Source organism: Bradyrhizobium sp. USDA 4486 (genome assembly GCF_054057995.1).
This window is the reverse complement of sequence record NZ_JBSRZV010000001.1, coordinates 7,914,793-7,932,905: the sequence shown is the minus strand read 5'-3', so window position 1 is coordinate 7,932,905 and position 18,113 is coordinate 7,914,793. Positions and strand designations below refer to the sequence as shown.

Here is an 18,113-nt window from a genome sequence, read left to right as displayed (position 1 = left end):
TCTCGTGGCATTGCTATGAAGCTCGATAAGATCGACATCAGGATTTTATGCGAACTGCAGAAGAACGGGCGGATCTCCAACGTCGAGCTCGCGGAACTGATAAACCTTTCCCCGAGCCCCTGCCTGATGCGCGTCAAGAGGCTGCAGACGGAAGGCTTCATTACCGGCTATTCCGCCCAGATCGACGTTGCCAAGCTCGGACAGACCCTGACGGTCTTCGCTGAAATCACCCTCAAGAATCATCGGCAGATCGATTTCGCGCGCTTTCTCACGACGATCGAGAAGATCGATTCCGTGGTCGAATGCCATTTGGTCTCGGGCGGGTACGACTATCTCGTCAAGTTCATCACCGCGGGGATCAGCGAATATCAGGCGGTCATGGAGCGCCTAGTCGAGATGGACATCGGCATCGACAAATACTTCAGCTTCGTCGTGCTGAAGTCACCGATCGTGAAATCTCATCTGCCGCTCGAAAGCATATTCAACGGCTAAAGCGCGATGAGATTGCGATGAATCGTCATCGCGCTCTAGCTCTTTGTTCGAGCATGATCTTTTCGGAAAACCGCTTCGCACTTTTCCGGATCATGCTTTAGAGGACAGGCTCGGTCCTCATCCTTTCATGGCCGCGCGGACGTCCTTGTCTTCGAGCGTGTGGTCGAGCGTCTTCCTGGTCCGTTCGATGATACCGTCGATGTCCGCTTCCGTGCAGCACAGCGGCGGCGCATATCCCAGCACGCCTTGTGCAAAGGCGCGGATGACGAGACCGTTGTCCCATGCGCGGTCGAAAATACGGCGCGCCGCGTCGGCTTCCGCCGGCAGCGGCGTCTTGCGCTCCTTATCGGTGACGAGCTCTATGGCAGCCAGCATGCCCCGACCCCTGACATCGCCGACAAGCGGATGATCCGCCAACTCGCGAAGACCTTCCATCAGGCGGTGCCCGGCCTTGCGGCCGTTCTCCAGCAGGCCGTTTTCGTAGAGGTCAAGGCACGCCAGTCCCACTGCTGCGCTGACGGGATGGGCGGAATAGGTGTAGCCATGGCCGACGGCCGCCTTGCCGGCGCCGTCGGCAATGGTGTTGTAGACGCGGTCGGACATCAGAACGGCACCCATCGGCACATAGCCCGAGGTCAGTCCCTTTGCCGTGGTCATGAGATCCGGCACAACGTCATCCTCTTCACAGGCGAACAGCGGGCCGGTTCGGCCAAAGCCGGTAATGACCTCATCGGCGACGAACAGAATGTCGTGCTCCTTGCAGACGGCATGCATGGCCTTCAGCCAGCTCGGCGGCGGAACGAGGACGCCCCCTGAGCCCTGTATTGGCTCGACATAGAAGGCGGCAACGCGTTCGGCGCCGAGCTCGGCGATCTTGGCCCGCAGAGCGGCGACCGACGCCGCAATGATCGCCTGAGGATGCGAACCAACGGGATTGCGATAGGCGTAGTGCGACGGGATTTTGTGCTGCCAGTCGTAAGGTACTCCGAAGCCCGCATGAAAGGCCGGCAGCGCGGTCAAGCCGGCCCCTGCCGTCGACGATCCATGGTAGCCAGACTCGAGGGAAATGAACTGATCCTTCTGTGGCGTACGCTTGGCATGATAATAGTACCGAATGAATCGGATCGTGCTGTCGACGGCATCGGAGCCGCCCAAAGTGAAATAGACATGGTTCAGATCACCAGGTGCCAATTCGGCCAGCCTGGCGGCCAGCCGGATAGCCGGCTCTGAGCCCAATCCGAAATAGCCCGTCGCATAAGGCAATTCGCGCAGCTGCCTCAAAGCCGCTTCAACAATGCTGTCCTGTCCGTAACCGGCATTGACACACCACAAACCCGCGAAGCCATCGAGCAATTGACGCCCCGAGATATCGGTCAGCGTCGCGCCCTTCGCCGACTTCAGCACGCGGACGCCCGTGGCCTCGTGGCCGCGATAGGATGAGACCGGGTGAATCAGATGCGCGCGATCGAGTTCAATCAGCGAGTTGCTCAACATGTCGTTCTCCAGATTTAGCCGCAATGCTTGTGGGGGCCACCCCGATGTCTTCGGGCGTAACGTAAGATGACCACGACAGCAGTTGCTCGCAGCCAGGACGGCGACGAGGGGCGTTTCGACTTTCATTGGCGACCGACGCGGCATCTTATGCCGGCACTAGGCGGCGCTCGGCATCGGGGGCGCAGCGCGGAGATCCCTGTTCCCGCAACTCTCTGCCACATCTTCGATCCGATACGACACAATCTGCTCTCGACCGCCGCGACATCGGCGCATTGTCTTGTCCGCTGCTCGCTATGATGCTTGTCGTACCGGCAAGCGGTGCGTGAGATCGCAAGGATTGGAGCCATGGCGACGTTCAGACCCAAATACATCACCTTCGACTGCTACGGCACGCTGACCAATTTCGACATGGCCGGCGCGGCGACGCGCGTCTATGGCTGGGAGCTGTCGTCCGTAGCGATGGCAAAGCTGATCAAGGATTTTTCGGCCTATCGCCTGGACGAGGTTCTCGGCGCCTGGAAACCCTATCTCGACGTCGTACACAATGCGCTGGAGCGCGCCTGCAAGCGCAACGGCATCGCATTCCGCCCGGAGCATGCCGAGCGCATCTATGACGAGGTGCCGACATGGGGCCCCCATCCCGACGTTCCGGCGGGCTTGGCTCGGGTGGCGAAGGAAATCCCGCTGGTCATCCTGTCGAATTCGATGAAGAATCTCATCATGTCGAACGTCGAAAAGCTCGGCGCTCCCTTCCACACGGTCATCACGGCGGAGGAAACCGGCGCCTACAAGCCGCACATGAAGGGCTTCGAATATATGCTGGACAAGCTGGGCTGCGGCCCGGAAGACATTACGCACGTTTCCTCCTCCTTCCGCTACGACCTGATGACGGCATACGACTTGGGCATCAAGAGCAAGGTGTGGGTGAACCGCGGTCACGAGCCGGCCAATCCCTTCTATGAATACACCGAGGTCGCTGGCATCGATGGGCTTGCTGCGGCAGTCGGCCTGGAGCCCCTGCGCAAAAGCGCCTGAGCGTATTGTTTTTGGGGTCTCTCGCGGCGCTTCACTTCTTCGAAAGCTTCAATAGAGATCGGTGCGCTGAAGGAAAAAGGGGGCGGTTTGACCGCCCCCTTTTTCTCGTTTCAGCTACTGATCAGATGGGCCGTTTCAGTCCAGCCCACCGACATGGAGCGCCTTGGTCTCGAGATATTCTTCTATCCCGAGCTGAGATCCCTCGCGGCCGAGGCCCGACTGCTTGACACCGCCGAACGGCGCAACCTCCGTCGAGATCAGGCCGGTGTTCAGGCCGATCATGCCGAACTCCAGCGCTTCGGCAACACGCCAGGAACGCTTCAGGTTTTCCGTGTAGAAATAGGCGGCAAGGCCGAAAGGCGTACCGTTGGCGATCGCAATCGCCTCGTCCTCGGTCTCGAAGCGGAAAAGCGGAGCGACCGGCCCGAACGTCTCCTCCGAAGCGAGCAGCATCTCAGTCGTCGCGCCGCCGAGCACGAGAGGGCGCGCATATTGCCGACCTTCCGGCACCGTCTCACTCTCCGCGATGATCTTTGCGCCCTTATCGAGCGCGTCCACCACGTGCCGCTTGATCTTCTCGATCGCCGCGCTGTTGATCATCGGCCCGATTGCGACCCCCTCTTCGGTACCGGCACCGACCTTCATTTTCGCGACCCGGCTGGCGAGCTTCTCGGCGAAGGCGTCGTAAACGCCGGATTGCACCAGAATGCGATTGCAGCAGACACAGGTCTGTCCGCCATTGCGGAACTTCGAAGCAATCGCGCCCTCGACGGCCCGGTCGAGATCGGCATCGTCGAAGACGATGAAAGGCGCGTTGCCGCCGAGCTCGAGGCTGAGCCGCTTGATGTTGTCGGCGGCTCCTTTCATCAGCAGCGCGCCGATGCGAGTCGATCCCGTGAAGGAGATTTTGCGGACGGTTTCATTGGCCATCAGTTCCTGGCCGATCTCCGCGGGCATGCCCGTCACGATGTTGATCACGCCAGGTGGAATTCCGGCCCGCTCGGCCAGAACAGCGATAGCGAGAGCTGAGAACGGCGTGAATTCAGAGGGCTTGATGACAACGGTGCAGCCCGCCGCGAGTGCTGGTGCGACCTTGCGCGTGATCATCGCGTTGGGGAAATTCCAGGGCGTGATGATCCCGCAGATGCCGACCGGCTGCTTCAGCACCAGAATACGGCGATCGACGGTAGGTGACGGGATAGTCGATCCGTTGATCCGCCGTGCCTCTTCCGCAAACCATTTGACGAAGGATGCCCCGTAACGGATTTCTCCGAGCGCTTCAGCAAGTGGCTTGCCCTGTTCCAGCGTCAGCAGGAGCGCCAAATCCTGCTCATGGCGTCGCATCAGCTCATACCAGCGCTCCAGCAGCGCGGCACGCTCTGCATGAGCCTTGGTCTTCCAATGCTTGAATGCAGCGGCCGCTGCGTCGATAGCTGTCCTTGTTTCGTCTCGGCCCATGTCGGGGATGGTGCCAAGCACTTTCAGGCTCGCAGGATCGATGACATCAACGGTGGCTTTCGCGCTCGCATCCCGCCAATTGCCGCCGATCAGCGCTTGCTGGCGAAACAGATCCTTGTCCTTTAACGCAATCATGGGCTTGCTCCTCGTTTTCTGGGCCTGTCCCGCCATCACTGCACTGGATGTGCGATTGGCGAGACGAAGCCGTCTCATGCGAGCAGTACAGGACCGCACGCCGCATTTTTCATTGAGAATGAAGTGACTGGCCGCGTTGAATCCGGTCCGACGCGGCCTCGCAAGTCGAAAATGCCGAGGACTGCTAACAGCGGTCCTCGGCATCGTCTCAGTCATAATGGCAGACGTAGATCTTCCGCACCGTTTCGATCGTGCGCCAAACCCCGACGAAACCGGGTTTCATCACGAAGCTGTCGCCGGCGCGGTACGTCCTGGTCTCACCACCCTTTTCCTCGATCTCGATCAGCCCCGAGAGGATGTGGCAGAACTCGAAGGTGGTACCCTTGATGGAATGGGTCTCGCCTGGCGTTGCTTCCCAGACGCCGGTCAGCACCTTCTCGCCTTTCGAGGCGTCCTGCGCCCAGGTCTTGAAGGACGGATTGCCAGAAATGAGCCGTTCCGGAGCAGGCACGGCGTTCTTCGGTGCGAAATCCGGATTGGTGTCGATGGTGACCAGAAGCGACATGGCGTTTTTCCCGTTAGTAGCCGAGTGTTCGATCGACGAGGCCGATCAGTTTTTGTCCAGCGCGGTGGCGCCGGATGTTCTCTATGACCGATTGCGCTGCCGTAAGCGGTTGCGTCACGGAGGCGATATGCGGCGTGATGATCACCTTCGGGTGCGCCCAGAGGGGATGGCTCTCCGGCAGTGGCTCGGGATCGGTGACATCGAGCATGGCCGCTACCAGGTGGCCGTTGTCCAGCGCCTCGATGAGCGCGCCCTGGTCAAGCTGCGGGCCGCGGCCGACATGCAGCAGCCTCGCTCCCTCCGGCAAGAGAGAGAAGAGCCTTGCGTTCAGGATGCCTCGCGTTTGCTCCGTCAGGGGAAGAAGACAAACGAGGATATCCGTTCCTTGCAGGAAACTGCCAAGCTGGTCCTCGCCATGGAAACAGGTGACACCCTCCACCACCTTTTTGCTGCGGCTCCACGCGGCGAGAGGAAATCGAAACGGCTTCAGGCGATCGATCGCAGCTTGCGCCAGCATCCCAAGCCCCAGGAAGCCGACGCGCCGGTCGTCCGACTGAACGCTTGCAAGGGCTTGCCATAGGCGCCTTCCCTGCTGCTCCCGATAGGCCAGCATCTCGCGATGGAGCGTGAGCACGCCGAGCACGACATATTCCTGCATCATACGTATGATGCCGTCTTCAACCATGCGCACGAGTTTCACGTGGTCGGGTATGGTCTCCGGCTTGAATTGATCGACCCCCGCACCGATGGAAAAGAGCACTTCCAGGTTTCGAAACCGCGCGACATCATTCGGTACGTTCCAGGTCAACAGGTAGCGTACCTTTGCCGGATCAACGCATTCGCCGGAATGATAGAATTCGAGATCAGGGAGCTCGCGCGCAAAAGCTTGCCGGAAAATTGCCCCCCGAGCAGCATCGGAATTTAAAAGGAACGCCATCGACGTGGTCCTCTCAGGTCCTCGCCTGGGATGCTGGGCGTCGAGACCGGCCTGGCCGACCACTGAGGGCTGGAAAGGCGGCGAGCCCTCCAGCGAAGCCTTCAATATTCACTGGGGCTCACCCTGCCTGCTGTTGCCGGCTATCGATAGACCCCGACCAGAAGCTTTCCCTGCTGAATCAAGTTGCGCTTGCGGCGAAACATTCCGAATACCGCCTGCCAAACAGGCGAAACCTGCTGGCCTTCCGGGCTAAGCTGCTGCAAAACAGGGCTGGTGCGGCACGCAGCAGAAGGCCGGCGAGGGCGATGGGCCGGAAGCTTTGGGTGCCGCGAAGGAACGGATGAGCTGAATGGGACGAACGGTACGCGTGAAGTCCTTTGAACTGGCCGCGAAAGACATCAACGACGTTGATGTGACGCTGCTCCACGCGCTCTCGACCGGGGTTGGCTGGCCGCATCGCCCCAAGGATTGGGATTTCTTACGCCGCGCAGGTCATGGCATCGTAGCCGTTGATGGCATAGGACGCGTGTTCGGCAGCGCGATGTGGTTCCCACATGGGCACGATTTCGCGACGATTGGCCTGGTGATCACATCGCCCCGAACCCAGGCACAAGGGACTGGCCGCTGGCTCATGGAGCAGGTTTTCGAGCGGTGTGGCGATCGGAATCTGACCCTCAACTCAACACCCATGCCGCCTATCATCTGTATCTGTCGCTGGGATTCACGAAGGAAGCCACCGTGTATCAGTGGCAAGGAGAAATCGTCTCACCGCCTCCGCCGGTGCCGGCTCTGGCCGGCGAATTGAGCTCGCTGTCCACTGCGAACATTGGTGAGATCGCAGCACTGGACGAACGCGCGTTCGGAACCAACCGGCAGAAGCTGCTCGCATTGCTTTCTGAAGGTGCCTCGATCTCCGTCTTGCGCCGCGGCGGAGAGACCGTGGGTTTTTCCATGAAGCGCGAATTCGGGCGCGGTCATGTGATCGGCCCGATCATCGCCAGCAATGATTGTGACGCGATCCATCTCACGGCCGTGCATCTCAAGGATCTCGCGGGACAATTCGTCCGCGTCGATACGCGGGAGCAGACGGGTCTGTTTGCCGACTTCCTTCAACAGAGCCGCCTCGGAATGACCGATACTGTCACAACGATGTCTAAGGGCCGGCGATTCCTGAATCGCAAGGAAAATGAACCGTGGGTGTACGGGCTAGCGGGTCACGCGTTGAGCTAAGCTACGCACCTGCCTTGATTTAGGCGCCGGAGGGTCGTGCAAAATCGTAGTTTGGCGTGCAAAATCGCAGGATTGGTAGCGGGGGAGCGCTACCGCCTTTCCCCACACCAACCAAACTTACGATATCTCATCCATTCCTTAGCATGAGGCAGTTCTCGAGCCCGAGGTAAGCGCAGTTCTAAGCTGGTATGAAGCTATGTTGTAGGAGGTCTTGCCGGCGGTAGCGTCGAAGCGACCCTTTTCGCGAGAAATCGAAGGTGCGCTATTTCGACTTCACTGCCGGCTACGACTGGGACGCCATAGCGAACACCGGTTACCAAATACAGTGACGAAGGGCGGCCTAGGAGCGGGATCGGCTTTTCGCGGTTGCGGAGATTTGTGCGGTTGCGGCGAGGAGGACTTCGTTGGTCCTGGACGGACCCCAGCCGACCAATTGTGCCTCTGCGCTCGTAGGCAGGAAGCTACGCGTCACTGAGGCCGGCAAGGGCCAGGTCGAGGAGATTGACATGACCTGCGATGGCCTGCCGCTGCATCTGCCGAAATTCGCCTGACGGGATGCCCGCGCGATGTTTCCCGCGAGGGCGCCTCGCCGGTTATCAAAGGAAGCCGATCGATACCCAGGGCACGGCGGCAACGATCAGCGTGCCGATCAGGAGCGCGATCATATAGCCCACGATCGGCTTCATGCCTTCGTCCGGATTGATGCGGCTGATGGCGCAGGCCGCGTAGTAGCCGACGCCGAACGGCGGCGCGAACAGGCCGATGCCCATGGCGAGGACGACCACCATCGCATAGTGGACATCGTGCACCCCGACCTGCCGCGCGATCGGGAACAGCAGCGGACCGAACAGGACGATGGCCGGAATTCCCTCCAGCACGCTGCCCAGGATCACGAAGGTCACGATCGTCACCGCCAGAAAGACGGCGACCCCACCCGGAAGGCTGGTCATGAACTTTGCCAGTGAGGCAGAAAATCCCGATTGGGTCAGCGCCCACGCCATGCCTGTCGCCGCGCCGATGATGAGCAGAATCGCGCCTGACAGCGAGGCTGTCTCGACCAGCATCGGATAGATGCGACGCCAGTCGAACTGGCGATAGACGAAGAGACCCGCGCAGGCCGAATAAAGAATGCCGATGGTCGAGACCTCCGTTGCGGTCGCGACACCTTCGACGACGGCGGTCCGGATCACGAATGGCAGCGCGATGGCCGGTATCGCGATGACGAAGGCGCGGCCAATCTCCCGGGCCCTCGCCCTTTTGACGTGAGACAGGTCCTCGCGGCGATATCGCCACCACACCACGGCCGCGAGCATGACCGCGAGCACCACGCCGGGAAGCAAGCCGCCGGTGAACAGCGCCGAGATCGACACGCCCGTGACCGAGCCGATCGTGATCAGGACCAGCGAGGGGGGGATCGTCTCGGTCTGGGCGCCGGTCGCCGCGAGAAGCGCAACGAGGTCTCCCGGTTTAGCCCCGCGCTGCCGCATCTCGGGAAACAGGACAGGAGCCACCGCAGCCATGTCCGCTGCCTTGGAGCCGGAAATGCCCGAGACCAGATACATCGCTCCGACCAGCACGTAGTGCAATCCGCCGCGCACGTGGCCCAGGAGGCTCGCCAGGAAACTGACCATGGCGCGCGCCATGCCCGTCATCTCGATCAGGAGGCCGAGAAAGACGAAGAGCGGCACGGCGAGCAGGATCAGGTGGCTCATGCCCTCGTCCATCCGTCCGATCATCACCACGTCGGGCGTGCTGGTCGTCAAGGCGAGATAGCCGACCGTCGCAAGACCAAATGCGAATGCGATCGGCACGGCCGCAAAGACCATCGCGCCTACGACGAAAACGAAGAAAATCAGGAGATTCAGATTACCTAGCGGCTTCAAAAAGGGAGCGAGCAGAACGAAGGTCGCGATGATGCCTGCGACCATCGCGACCGAAGCCAGTAAGCTGCGCAGGCTCGCAATGCGGATCAGTCGGAGGACCGCTGCGATCAGCATCAGTCCCACTCCGGTCGGCAACGCTGCCGCACGCCAACTGTTGGCGATCTCGAGCGCGGGCGTCGTGACGAATACCTCATCGGCGGCGAATTCGTAGGCCGGCCGGACGACAAGTACGAGAAAGGCCAGCGATGCTGCGGCCGCCACGACGTCCAGGAATGCGCGAACTTCCGCACTGAGAACGCCGACGATGGCGGTCATCCGCATATGCTCGCCGCGCTGAAACGCAATCACGGATCCGAGCATGGCGAGCCAGAGGAAGAGAATGCCGGCAAGCTCGTCAGACCAGACGATCGGCGAGCGGAACACATATCTGCCCACAATGCCCGCGGACAGCACTGCGATTTCCGCCAGCACGAGCAGTGCTGTAGGTACAGCGACGATATGGCCAAGCACAGTGTTCGCTGTCACGACCCAACTGCGCCGGCCCGCCTGCGACGCGCCGGCCGCCACACCGGCCATCCAAGTGCGGCGTATGGCTCACGCTGGTCATGATAGCTGGCCCGCGGCTTTCTCGAGCTGCGACCATGCCTCCTCGCCAAATTTGGCTTTCCAGTCAGCGTAGAAGCTGGTTTTCGACAAGGCCTGGCGGAAGGCGGCGCGATCGACGTCGATGAATTTGAGACCCTTGGCCGAAAGATCGGCGCGAAGTGACTGGCTAAGCTTCGCGATGTCGGCGCGCTGATCGACCGCGGAGCGGTCGAGCTCGCGCGTCACGATCTCCTGCACGTCCTTCGGCAGGCGCTCGAAGGCGCGCTTGTTGCCGAGGATCCAGTAGCCGTCCCAGACGTGCCCTGTCAGGCTGCACGTGCTCTGCACTTCATAGAGCCGGGCGGTCGCGATGATTGGCAACGGATTCTCCTGCCCGTCAACGACCTTGGTCTGCAACGCGGAATAGACCTCGTTGAAGTTGATCGGCGTCGGCCCGGCGCCGAGCGCCTTGAAGAGCGAAGTGAGCAGCGGCGCGGGCGGAACGCGGATCTGGAAATTCTTCAGATCATCCGGCGTCCGCACCTCGCGGCCGGACGAGGTCACCTGGCGGAATCCGTTGTCCCAGGCCTTCGACACCGCCATGATCGGCCTCTTGGCGATCTGCGCCCGGATGTAGGTGCCGAGGTCGCCGTCCATCGCCTTCCATACGCTGTCGTAGTCGGTGAATGCGAAGCCGGTGTTCACGATGCCGGCGCTCGGCACCAGGGTGGCAAGGATCGAGGACGATTGGTTGAAGAACTCGACGCCGCCGCTGCGAACTTGGGTCAGGAGCTCCGTGTCGGAGCCGAGCTGATTGGCCGGGAACAGCCTGATCTCCAGCCGGCCGCTGGTCGCTTCGCGGATGCGATCGATCGCCTCTTGCGCCCGGAGGTTCACCGGATGGGTCGGGTCCTGTCCGGTTGCGAACTTATAGACGAACTCGGCGGCAGACGCCGGACGGGTCAGAATCGCGCAGAGAGGTACGGCACTCGCCGCCATCAATAGCGAACGGCGGCTGATGCGTCCGGGCTTCGAGACAGTCATGTTTTCCTCCTGATCCTGTATTGACGTTGTGCCGGCTGCATGAGCCGGCGCTGCTTTTCAGCTGTCCGGGCTCTTCGACCGCCCGCATTCGGGCAACAGCCATCGCTCGCCCGCCGCAACATGCAGCGGGTGGAACTCTTCACTCGGATTCGGCCTGACTGGCGCTTAGTGCCGGTGCGCTAAAGCCACTGCTTGATCTGCCTTGCGACCTCGGCGGTGGAAATGCCATAGCGGTCGTGCAGCGTCGGAAGTGCACCGGCGTCAAGAAACTCGTCCGGCAATGCAATCTGGCGGAACGGCGGATGGACGCCTGAACGCATCAGGAGTGCGGCGACCGCCTCGCCGAGACCGCCAATCGTCGTGTGGTTTTCGGCAACGACGACCAGGCGGCCTGACTTGCGGGCTTCTCGCAGTATCGTCTCGGCGTCGAGCGGCTTGATGGTCGGAACGTGGAGCACCGCAGCATCGACACGGTCGTTCTTCAGAGTTTGCAACGCCTCGAGCGCACGCATGGTCATGATGCCGGATGAGATGATCAGAAGGTCCTTCCCGTCACGGATCAGCTTGGCTTTGCCGAGTTCGAACTTATAGTCGTATTCGTCGAGCACGACCGGCACCTGGCCGCGCAGCAGGCGCATGTAGACCGGCCCTTGATGCGCCGCGATCGCAGGCACCAGCTGCTCGATTTCATGCGCGTCGCAGGGATCGATGACCGTCATGTTCGGCATGGCGCGGAAGAGCGCGAGATCCTCCGCGGCCTGGTGGCTCGGGCCATAGCCGGAGGTCAGCCCGGGCAATGCACAAACGATCTTCACGTTGCGGTCTTCCTCCGCAATCGTCTGATGTATGAAATCGTAGGCACGGCGGGATGCGAACACGGCGTAAGTGGTCGCGAACGGCATGAAACCTTCGGCAGCAAGGCCTGAGGCGGCGCCGAACAGAAGCTGCTCGGCCATGCCCATCTGGTAGTAGCGGTCCGGAAATTCCTTGGCGAAGATGTGTAGGTCGGTGTATTTGCCGAGATCGGCCGTCATGCCGACCAGATCGGAACGGCTGCGCGCGAGCTCGACCAGCGCATGGCCAAACGGCGCCGGCTTCGTCTTCTGTCCCTCGGCCGCGATCGAAGCGATCATGGCTGAGGTGGTCAGGCGCGGCTTGCCCTGCTGTGGTGCTGATCTGACGGTCTTCATTCCTGCCTCCCGACTTCCAGCGCGGCCAGCGCGAGCTGCCATTCGTGCTGCTCGACGCGGATGAAATGGTTCTTCTCGCGCTGCTCCAGGAAGGGAACGCCCTTGCCCATCAGCGTGTCGGCAACGATCATCCGCGGCTTGGGCGCAGGATGAGACTTGGCGACATCGAACGCGGCAACCACGGCATCGAGATCATTGCCGTCGATCCGCTGCACGAACCAGCCGAAAGCCTGAAGCTTCTCGACCAGCGGCTCGAACGCCATCACCTGCGTCGGAGGACCGTCCGCCTGCTGATTGTTGACGTCGACGATGCCGATCAGATTGTCTAGCTTGTAATGGCCCGCCGACTGGACGGCTTCCCAGACCGAGCCTTCATCGAGCTCGCCGTCGGAGAACAACGTGTACACCCGTGCGTCCGATTTCTTGCGCTTCAGTCCCAGGCCCATCCCGACGGCGATGCTGAGCCCAAGCCCGAGCGATCCGCCCGACATTTCCATTCCGGGCGTGTAGGAGGCCATGCCCGACATCGGCAGGCGGCTCTCGTCGCTGCCATAGGTTTCGAGCTCTTCCTCGGGGACGATCCCCGCCTCGATTAAAGCCGCATAGAGCGCGATGGCGTAGTGCCCATTTGAGAGCAGGAAGCGGTCGCGTTCGTCCCAGGACGGATCTTCCGGCCGGTAGCGCATCGCGTGAAAATAGGCCACGGCGAGGACGTCGGAGATGTCCAGCGCCTGTGCGATATAGCCCTGGCCCTGGACCTCGCCCATGCGCAGCGCATTGCGGCGAATGTTGTAGGCGCGGTCGGCCAGCTTGGGCGTGTTGGTCAGCGTTTCCATCGATCTAGGTCCTGTCTCGCCTGCTCAGTGGATGAGCATGCCGCCGTTGACGTCGATCACGGCACCAGTCACGTAGGCGGAGAGATCCGAAGCTAGGAAGGTGTAGATGCCAGCGACGTCGTCCGCTGTGCCGAGGCGATTGAGCGGAATGCCTTCCAGGATCTTCGTCCTCATCTCATCGCTCAGCTTTCCGGCGGTGATATCGGTGCCGATCAGGCCCGGCGTCACGCAGTTGACGCGGATGCCGTCCGCGCCGAACTCACGGGCCATCGCCTTGGCGAGACCCAGCACGCCGGCCTTCGCCGCCGAATAATGCGGTCCGCCAAAAATTCCGCCGCCGCGCTGGGCCGAAACTGAGGACATGCAGGCGATCGATCCAGACTTCCGTGCACGCATATGCGGGATCACGGCCTGGGAGAGGAACAGAACCCCTTTCAGATTGACATCCTGGATGCGATCCCAGTCGGCCGCCGAAATCTCCAGAAACTTGACGGGCTGGGTGATGCCGGCATTGTTGATCAAGATATCGATGCCGCCGAATGCTTCCACTACGCGAGTGACCGCCCGGTCGCATGATGACTTGTCGGCGACGTCGCACGACACCCCGATATGCTCTGTACCAAGAGTGCTCGCTGCACCCGCTGCAGCTGCGGCATCGACATCGAGAATGGCAACCCGCGCGCCCTCGGTAGCGAGCCGGCGTGCCGTGGCCAGCCCGATGCCGCGCGGCGAGGCCGCGCCCGAAATGATGGCTGTCTTACCGCTGAGCAGCATCAGTTCCTCCCGCAAATTGTTTTTCCTTGGCAAGGCTAGGAATGCCTCGCGGACGCGCAACAGACAAACGCACAGTTGTCACGGATCGATGAATCTGGTTCACTTATGGAATGCTGTCAAACGTCCCGATATCGGCAATTCGCGCCTTTGAAGCCGCCGCCCGCACCGGATCGTTTCGCGATGCGGCGAATGAGCTTCACCTGACGCCGAGCGCCGTCAGTCATGCCATCCGCAAGCTGGAGGACACGCTTCGGACCGTTTTGTTTGAGCGCAGCGCGCGATCCGTGCGGCTCACGCCAGCCGGCGAAAACCTGATGCGCCACACCGGAGCGGCGTTCGATCAGCTCCGCCGCGGTCTCGAGGAAGTCGCCGCGCGCGGGCCGCAATTGGTGCGCGTTCATTCCGCGCCGAGCTTTGCCGCGCAATGGCTTGCCCCGCGACTTGCACAGTTTCTCGCCGCTTATCCGAAGCTCGAAGTTCGGCTGGCTGCCAGCACGGATTATGCGCGCTTCAGCAACGACGATTTCGATATCGACATCGTCTACGGCCCGCCCCGAGCGGAAGGTGTCGAAATTGTTCCTCTCCCGGAGGAGACCGTCACGCCGCTCTGCTCCCCTGCACTCGCAAAATCGATCAGGAAGCCTGCCGACCTTCTTGATCAGACGCTGATCCGTTCCGATGTAAAACAGGTTCAGTGGCACCAATGGTTCACTGCCAACGGATTGGAAGCCCCTGCACTTCACGGCATGAGATTCGATCGCAGCTTTCTTGCAATCGCGACGGCTGCGGAGGGATTGGGAGTAGCGTTGGAATCAACGCTCCTGGCCGAACGCGAACTGGCGAGCGGGCGACTAGTTGCGCCGCTAGCAGGGCGCGCCAATGATATCCGCTACGTCGGCCATCGCCTGATCTACCCGCGCGCCAGTCGACAGAGATCTGCGGTACGAGCCTTCGCGGATTGGCTCGTGGCGCAACTCGCTGGCGAGACCCTGGGTTCCTCGCACTAATATCGAAGTCAAGCCGAGCAGCCCGCAACCAACCAAGCGTGCGGCTGTTTTGCGTCTCGAGCTCCGATGGTCGCGTCTTCAGCACATCGAAGTCGGCGCCCAAGCAAACGGGCCTCCATAAATCCTCACAATCGTATCATTCGTGCCCATTATCCGAGGCGCCGCCATCGGGGTGGCGGAAGATCGTAGATTGGCGTGCAAAATCGTACGATTGTTAGCGAGCGCCGCGAGGGCACTTGCTCTGAGACGTCGTTTCAAAGCATCGCGGAGCAGCTCAATGCGGCAGGTATCGAATAGCTGGATCGATGTGTGGAGGATTGAGGCTGAGCGAGCGCTGTTCGTCGGATATAACCGGGCGCTGACGAACTACTGTGCGCGTGCTGAAGGAGGAGCGGGGACCATCTGCCGAAACAGGAATTGGGAATGGACAAGGTCGTCTGTATTGAGGGCGCGTTTCACAACGGCGGGCTCCCGAGCTTTTGGAGTAAGCCCAGCGAGCGCACTCCGATGACGAAGGCGCGAGCGGGAGCACGGCGCGGTGCTCTGCCAAAGGCCCAACGGCCTCGGAAATCGCAGCACCGGGTCGAGGCCCATCGGGCGACGATCATGGCTGTGCTCGAGGCCTCGCCCCGATAGCACTATCGATGAACTGCGGCACAGCTTGAGCAAAGAGGGCCTACGCTTTGGCTATGGCACGAACCGCCGCTTCTTCGAGCGTCACAAGATCACGCGCAAAAAGAGACTCCCATGACGCAGAGCAAGACCGTCCGGACGCTTCGAAGGGCGACGAGGCTCGCGCGAGAGCCAGGACAAGGTCGACCGGGATCGTCTCGTTTTCATGTGTGAGACCTGGGCATCGACCAAAATGGCGCGAACACATGGTCGCTTCAGGCGCGGCGAACGCCTGCGGGCACCATGCCTCATGACCACTGGAAAACGTGTCGTAGCCGATCTCGCCAGATATGGCATCATCGGTCCTTGGGTGCTCGATGGCGGCAGGAGTCCCATCGGCGTCCAAAAGGGCCTCCTTTGATCAGCGTGCTCTGCTGGGTAGCGCGGTAGAGCTGCATCACCATGGAACGTGGTATTACTCGTGCGAGATCGACCTGGGCTTTTGTGGGGCGGTCCGCGCTGCTGCGACGATCGTTGCCGACGATCCCATCTGGGAAGGTTTGTCACGGCGGCATCATGGAGACGTTCGCTAACAGGCTGCGTATCTGGCCATGGCGTGCGGCGACGGCTCAACGTGCGGCTCCAGTCTCTCCGATTGGACTTGGTGCTGCTCGACGCCCGACTCCGGGCGGATCGACCGATCATTCTGAATTTGGGGGAGGGGTGGATCAGCCTTACGCCTGAGCCCTTTGCCCCATCTGCATCGGGAGTGACGGTCGAATTGCGGTACAATGACGGGAGGAAGCGCAAGGAAGTCGTCGACATCACGGACAGGCAGATCGTCGTCCGCTTGCCTGGGGCGCGCTTACCGCGGGTTCAGGTTCGCTAGATGTTTAGCCCCTGCCTTTGATGGTGCATCCTATCGCACCATTGCAAGGAAGCGCCATGGGACATGATCTGAGACCGGAAAACTGGACCATTTATGACCAGAGTATTCGAAACTCTTGCGTCATGACGCTTTGCAACGATTACTTCGCGTGGCCGGCCGAAATAGGGACTTCGTCTCACGCATGCTTCAGGACGTCGCGGGAATACGATCCTTTAGGAGCACTATATAGTGGACCAAAGGCAGCCGGCCCAGGAGCACAGAGGCAATCCCCGAAGGTTGGAAAAAACGCTGTGGAAGCGCCGTCAAAAATGCTTGCGCTATCACCGTCAGTCAAAGGTCGTTCAAGCACGAAATTCGCTGGAGCCGGTCCCCAGCACGTCCTCCAAAACAGGCGGCACAAAACTTACGACGGGAGATCGGTAACAGTCGATGGTGTCATACCGCTGAAGGAACAGACCGTGCAGGATATGAAAAAACGTCGGCTATTCACGCGGCAGAGGGCCGCTTCGTCCGGGAGGTATCAATGCGTTCGCCTGCTGCGTCAGTCGCCTTCACATGCTTCTCATTTTCGCCTGCCGCGGCTTGGTGGGACGAAGGGCATATGCAGATCGCCTATCTCGCTTACAAGCAACTTGTCCGGTGGTCAAAGAACACGCCGACATACTCCTGAAACTACCGGATTACGCAAACTGGATCGCAGGCGCGGCCCAGGGCGCGGAAGAGCTGTACGCCTTGGTGCATGCCGCTACACGGGCCGATGATATCAAAACGAAAGATGACGACTACGATGATCAAGTTAAAGATTCCACGGCAAAACAGATCGTCCCATATGGCCACCTCAAGCATGCCTATTGGCATTTCAAAGACGCTCTGTACACGCCGGACGGTACGTCCCTCCCGCAGCCGGATCCGGTTGATGCTGTCACGCAGCTCAAGGCTCTATTCGCTAAGCTGCCAGCCTCAGAGAGTGCTTGGGATGCTATGCGTTCCTACAGTCTCGCTGGACACTTCATCTGGTTGGCGATCTACACCAGCCGGATCATGCAATTGCCCGTTACACTGCGCAACTGCCCGATAATGGTGGCGACCGCGGCGGTAACGCAGAAAAAGTCATACCAGCCACGGGCGAGACGATCCTGCTTCATGCTTATTGGGATAGCTTGTTCGGCGGCTATTCGCCAGTGTTCGGAGCGATCACCGACGCCGAGGACAAATTCAACGGCCTCAAAAATGTCGTGCCAGATTCCGCGAAGGCTCAGATTCTCGATCCTGCCACCTGGGCCCAAGAAAGCTTCGAGCTGGCCAGGCAGAATGCTTATGCAGCTCCCATCCCGAATGACACGACACCGGTTCAACTAACTCGAGATCATGAGACCAACGCTCGCAACGTAGCTCGCAATCAGGCTGCGCTTGCTGCGGCACGATTGGCCAATCTGCTGAACCAGATGTTGAAATGAATTCGAGCGTCACACGCTGCGCTGCCAGGCGTTCGCCAAAGGAAAGCGGCGAGGCGGGTAGTCGCGCTGAGTGTTCGGCGCATATCGCCTTGGCCGCAAGTGTTCCTGGTATTGCGAAACGTTGAAGAATACCCCTCCTCCCCAAGCACGAGGCCGTGGCGGTTTGCATGCTGATCTCCTATCGAGCTGATTAGACTCCATAGGAAAGACCGAAACTATGCGCAGTTCGCCAGCCGCACGTGGTCCGAGAATCCCATAGATGCAGGCTCCTGTTCCTGCGAGCTGCACAATCACGGGGGTGTGCCTAATCCCGCTTATGTCGAGATTTACATAAGCGCGACGACCAGACCTTCGCCGGGTTCCCGCCGCCGGCAGCGGTGACGCCTCGAGCGACCCACGAAGCGAGCATCCCCAGATGCGTCGGGCGGTCTTCGCCGGCGTCCTGCAAGCCGGTTGCTACAAAGCCGATCAGAGAATTTTGCTTTCCGTT

General features: G+C 60.7%; 14 protein-coding genes and 1 pseudogene. 6 read left to right on the top strand and 9 right to left on the bottom strand.

Features of this window, described 5'->3' with window-relative positions; genetic code table 11:
• Positions 1-15 precede the first annotated feature (15 nt).
• On the top strand, positions 16-492 hold the full coding sequence (locus ACVWY3_RS37425) for an Lrp/AsnC family transcriptional regulator (protein ID WP_027544593.1): 477 nt from the start codon (positions 16-18) through the stop codon (positions 490-492).
• A 117-nt stretch (positions 493-609) separates the two neighbouring features.
• Here ACVWY3_RS37425 and ACVWY3_RS37420 read toward each other — a convergent pair whose 3' ends face one another.
• Complete coding sequence (locus ACVWY3_RS37420; RefSeq protein ID WP_456843551.1) at positions 610-1,986, bottom strand: aminotransferase class III-fold pyridoxal phosphate-dependent enzyme; 1,377 nt, start codon at positions 1,984-1,986, stop codon at positions 610-612.
• 345 nt (positions 1,987-2,331) lie between these two features.
• Here ACVWY3_RS37420 and ACVWY3_RS37415 point away from each other — a divergent pair, with 345 nt between their 5' ends.
• Positions 2,332-3,021: a haloacid dehalogenase type II gene (locus ACVWY3_RS37415; RefSeq protein ID WP_456842922.1), complete on the top strand. Its 690-nt coding sequence runs from the start codon at positions 2,332-2,334 to the stop codon at positions 3,019-3,021.
• A gap of 135 nt (positions 3,022-3,156) precedes the next feature.
• Here the strand turns inward: ACVWY3_RS37415 and ACVWY3_RS37410 are convergent, their stop codons facing one another.
• From ACVWY3_RS37410 to ACVWY3_RS37400, 3 genes are all read right to left on the bottom strand, one after another.
• Positions 3,157-4,614: an NAD-dependent succinate-semialdehyde dehydrogenase gene (locus ACVWY3_RS37410; RefSeq protein ID WP_456842921.1), complete on the bottom strand. Its 1,458-nt coding sequence runs from the start codon at positions 4,612-4,614 to the stop codon at positions 3,157-3,159.
• Between the two features lie 208 nt (positions 4,615-4,822).
• A complete protein-coding gene (locus ACVWY3_RS37405; protein WP_456842920.1) occupies positions 4,823-5,179 on the bottom strand; it encodes a cupin domain-containing protein in 357 nt (118 codons plus the stop codon).
• A 13-nt stretch (positions 5,180-5,192) separates the two neighbouring features.
• Positions 5,193-6,116 carry a 2-hydroxyacid dehydrogenase gene (locus ACVWY3_RS37400; RefSeq protein ID WP_456842919.1) on the bottom strand — a complete coding sequence of 308 codons (924 nt, stop codon included), beginning with the start codon at positions 6,114-6,116 and terminating at the stop codon, positions 5,193-5,195.
• A 349-nt stretch (positions 6,117-6,465) separates the two neighbouring features.
• On the opposite strand from ACVWY3_RS37400, the pseudogene ACVWY3_RS37395 reads away from it, so the two are divergent.
• Both ACVWY3_RS37395 and ACVWY3_RS37390 read left to right on the top strand, forming a co-directional pair.
• Positions 6,466-7,346 (top strand): annotated as a pseudogene (locus ACVWY3_RS37395) (GNAT family N-acetyltransferase).
• A gap of 404 nt (positions 7,347-7,750) precedes the next feature.
• Positions 7,751-7,897, top strand: coding sequence for a hypothetical protein (locus ACVWY3_RS37390; protein ID WP_456842918.1), 147 nt, complete (start codon positions 7,751-7,753; stop codon positions 7,895-7,897).
• Positions 7,898-7,942: 45 nt separating this feature from the next.
• On the opposite strand, the gene ACVWY3_RS37385 is transcribed toward ACVWY3_RS37390, so the two are convergent.
• From ACVWY3_RS37385 to ACVWY3_RS37365, 5 genes are all read right to left on the bottom strand, one after another.
• Positions 7,943-9,805 (bottom strand): TRAP transporter large permease, encoded by a 1,863-nt coding sequence (locus ACVWY3_RS37385; RefSeq protein WP_456842917.1) that lies wholly within the window; start codon positions 9,803-9,805, stop codon positions 7,943-7,945.
• 27 nt (positions 9,806-9,832) lie between these two features.
• Positions 9,833-10,858, bottom strand: a complete 1,026-nt coding sequence (locus ACVWY3_RS37380; protein ID WP_456842916.1) for a TRAP transporter substrate-binding protein — start codon at positions 10,856-10,858, stop codon at positions 9,833-9,835.
• Positions 10,859-11,037: 179 nt separating this feature from the next.
• Positions 11,038-12,048: a transketolase family protein gene (locus ACVWY3_RS37375; protein ID WP_456842915.1), complete on the bottom strand. Its 1,011-nt coding sequence runs from the start codon at positions 12,046-12,048 to the stop codon at positions 11,038-11,040.
• On the bottom strand, positions 12,045-12,884 hold the full coding sequence (locus tag ACVWY3_RS37370; RefSeq protein ID WP_456842914.1) for a transketolase: 840 nt from the start codon (positions 12,882-12,884) through the stop codon (positions 12,045-12,047). The genes ACVWY3_RS37375 and ACVWY3_RS37370 overlap by 4 nt, the downstream gene beginning before the upstream one ends.
• A 24-nt stretch (positions 12,885-12,908) precedes the next feature.
• Positions 12,909-13,658 (bottom strand): SDR family NAD(P)-dependent oxidoreductase, encoded by a 750-nt coding sequence (locus ACVWY3_RS37365; RefSeq protein WP_456843550.1) that lies wholly within the window; start codon positions 13,656-13,658, stop codon positions 12,909-12,911.
• A 110-nt stretch (positions 13,659-13,768) separates the two neighbouring features.
• On the opposite strand from ACVWY3_RS37365, the gene ACVWY3_RS37360 reads away from it, so the two are divergent.
• Both ACVWY3_RS37360 and ACVWY3_RS37355 read left to right on the top strand, forming a co-directional pair.
• Positions 13,769-14,665 (top strand): LysR substrate-binding domain-containing protein, encoded by an 897-nt coding sequence (locus ACVWY3_RS37360; protein ID WP_456842913.1) that lies wholly within the window; start codon positions 13,769-13,771, stop codon positions 14,663-14,665.
• Between the two features lie 2,472 nt (positions 14,666-17,137).
• On the top strand, positions 17,138-17,623 hold the full coding sequence (locus ACVWY3_RS37355; RefSeq protein ID WP_456842912.1) for a S1/P1 nuclease: 486 nt from the start codon (positions 17,138-17,140) through the stop codon (positions 17,621-17,623).
• Positions 17,624-18,113 lie beyond the last annotated feature (490 nt).

Coding starts and splice junctions, on each gene's coding strand:
- ACVWY3_RS37385 (WP_456842917.1), bottom strand. CDS start 9,805: ATGGCCGGTGTGGCGGCCGGCGCGTCGCAGGCGGGCCGGCGCAGTTGG.
- ACVWY3_RS37400 (WP_456842919.1), bottom strand. CDS start 6,116: ATGGCGTTCCTTTTAAATTCCGATGCTGCTCGGGGGGCAATTTTCCGG.
- ACVWY3_RS37380 (WP_456842916.1), bottom strand. CDS start 10,858: ATGACTGTCTCGAAGCCCGGACGCATCAGCCGCCGTTCGCTATTGATG.
- ACVWY3_RS37360 (WP_456842913.1), top strand. CDS start 13,769: ATGCTGTCAAACGTCCCGATATCGGCAATTCGCGCCTTTGAAGCCGCC.
- ACVWY3_RS37405 (WP_456842920.1), bottom strand. CDS start 5,179: ATGTCGCTTCTGGTCACCATCGACACCAATCCGGATTTCGCACCGAAG.
- ACVWY3_RS37370 (WP_456842914.1), bottom strand. CDS start 12,884: ATGGAAACGCTGACCAACACGCCCAAGCTGGCCGACCGCGCCTACAAC.
- ACVWY3_RS37375 (WP_456842915.1), bottom strand. CDS start 12,048: ATGAAGACCGTCAGATCAGCACCACAGCAGGGCAAGCCGCGCCTGACC.
- ACVWY3_RS37425 (WP_027544593.1), top strand. CDS start 16: ATGAAGCTCGATAAGATCGACATCAGGATTTTATGCGAACTGCAGAAG.
- ACVWY3_RS37410 (WP_456842921.1), bottom strand. CDS start 4,614: ATGATTGCGTTAAAGGACAAGGATCTGTTTCGCCAGCAAGCGCTGATC.
- ACVWY3_RS37365 (WP_456843550.1), bottom strand. CDS start 13,658: ATGCTGCTCAGCGGTAAGACAGCCATCATTTCGGGCGCGGCCTCGCCG.
- ACVWY3_RS37420 (WP_456843551.1), bottom strand. CDS start 1,986: ATGTTGAGCAACTCGCTGATTGAACTCGATCGCGCGCATCTGATTCAC.
- ACVWY3_RS37415 (WP_456842922.1), top strand. CDS start 2,332: ATGGCGACGTTCAGACCCAAATACATCACCTTCGACTGCTACGGCACG.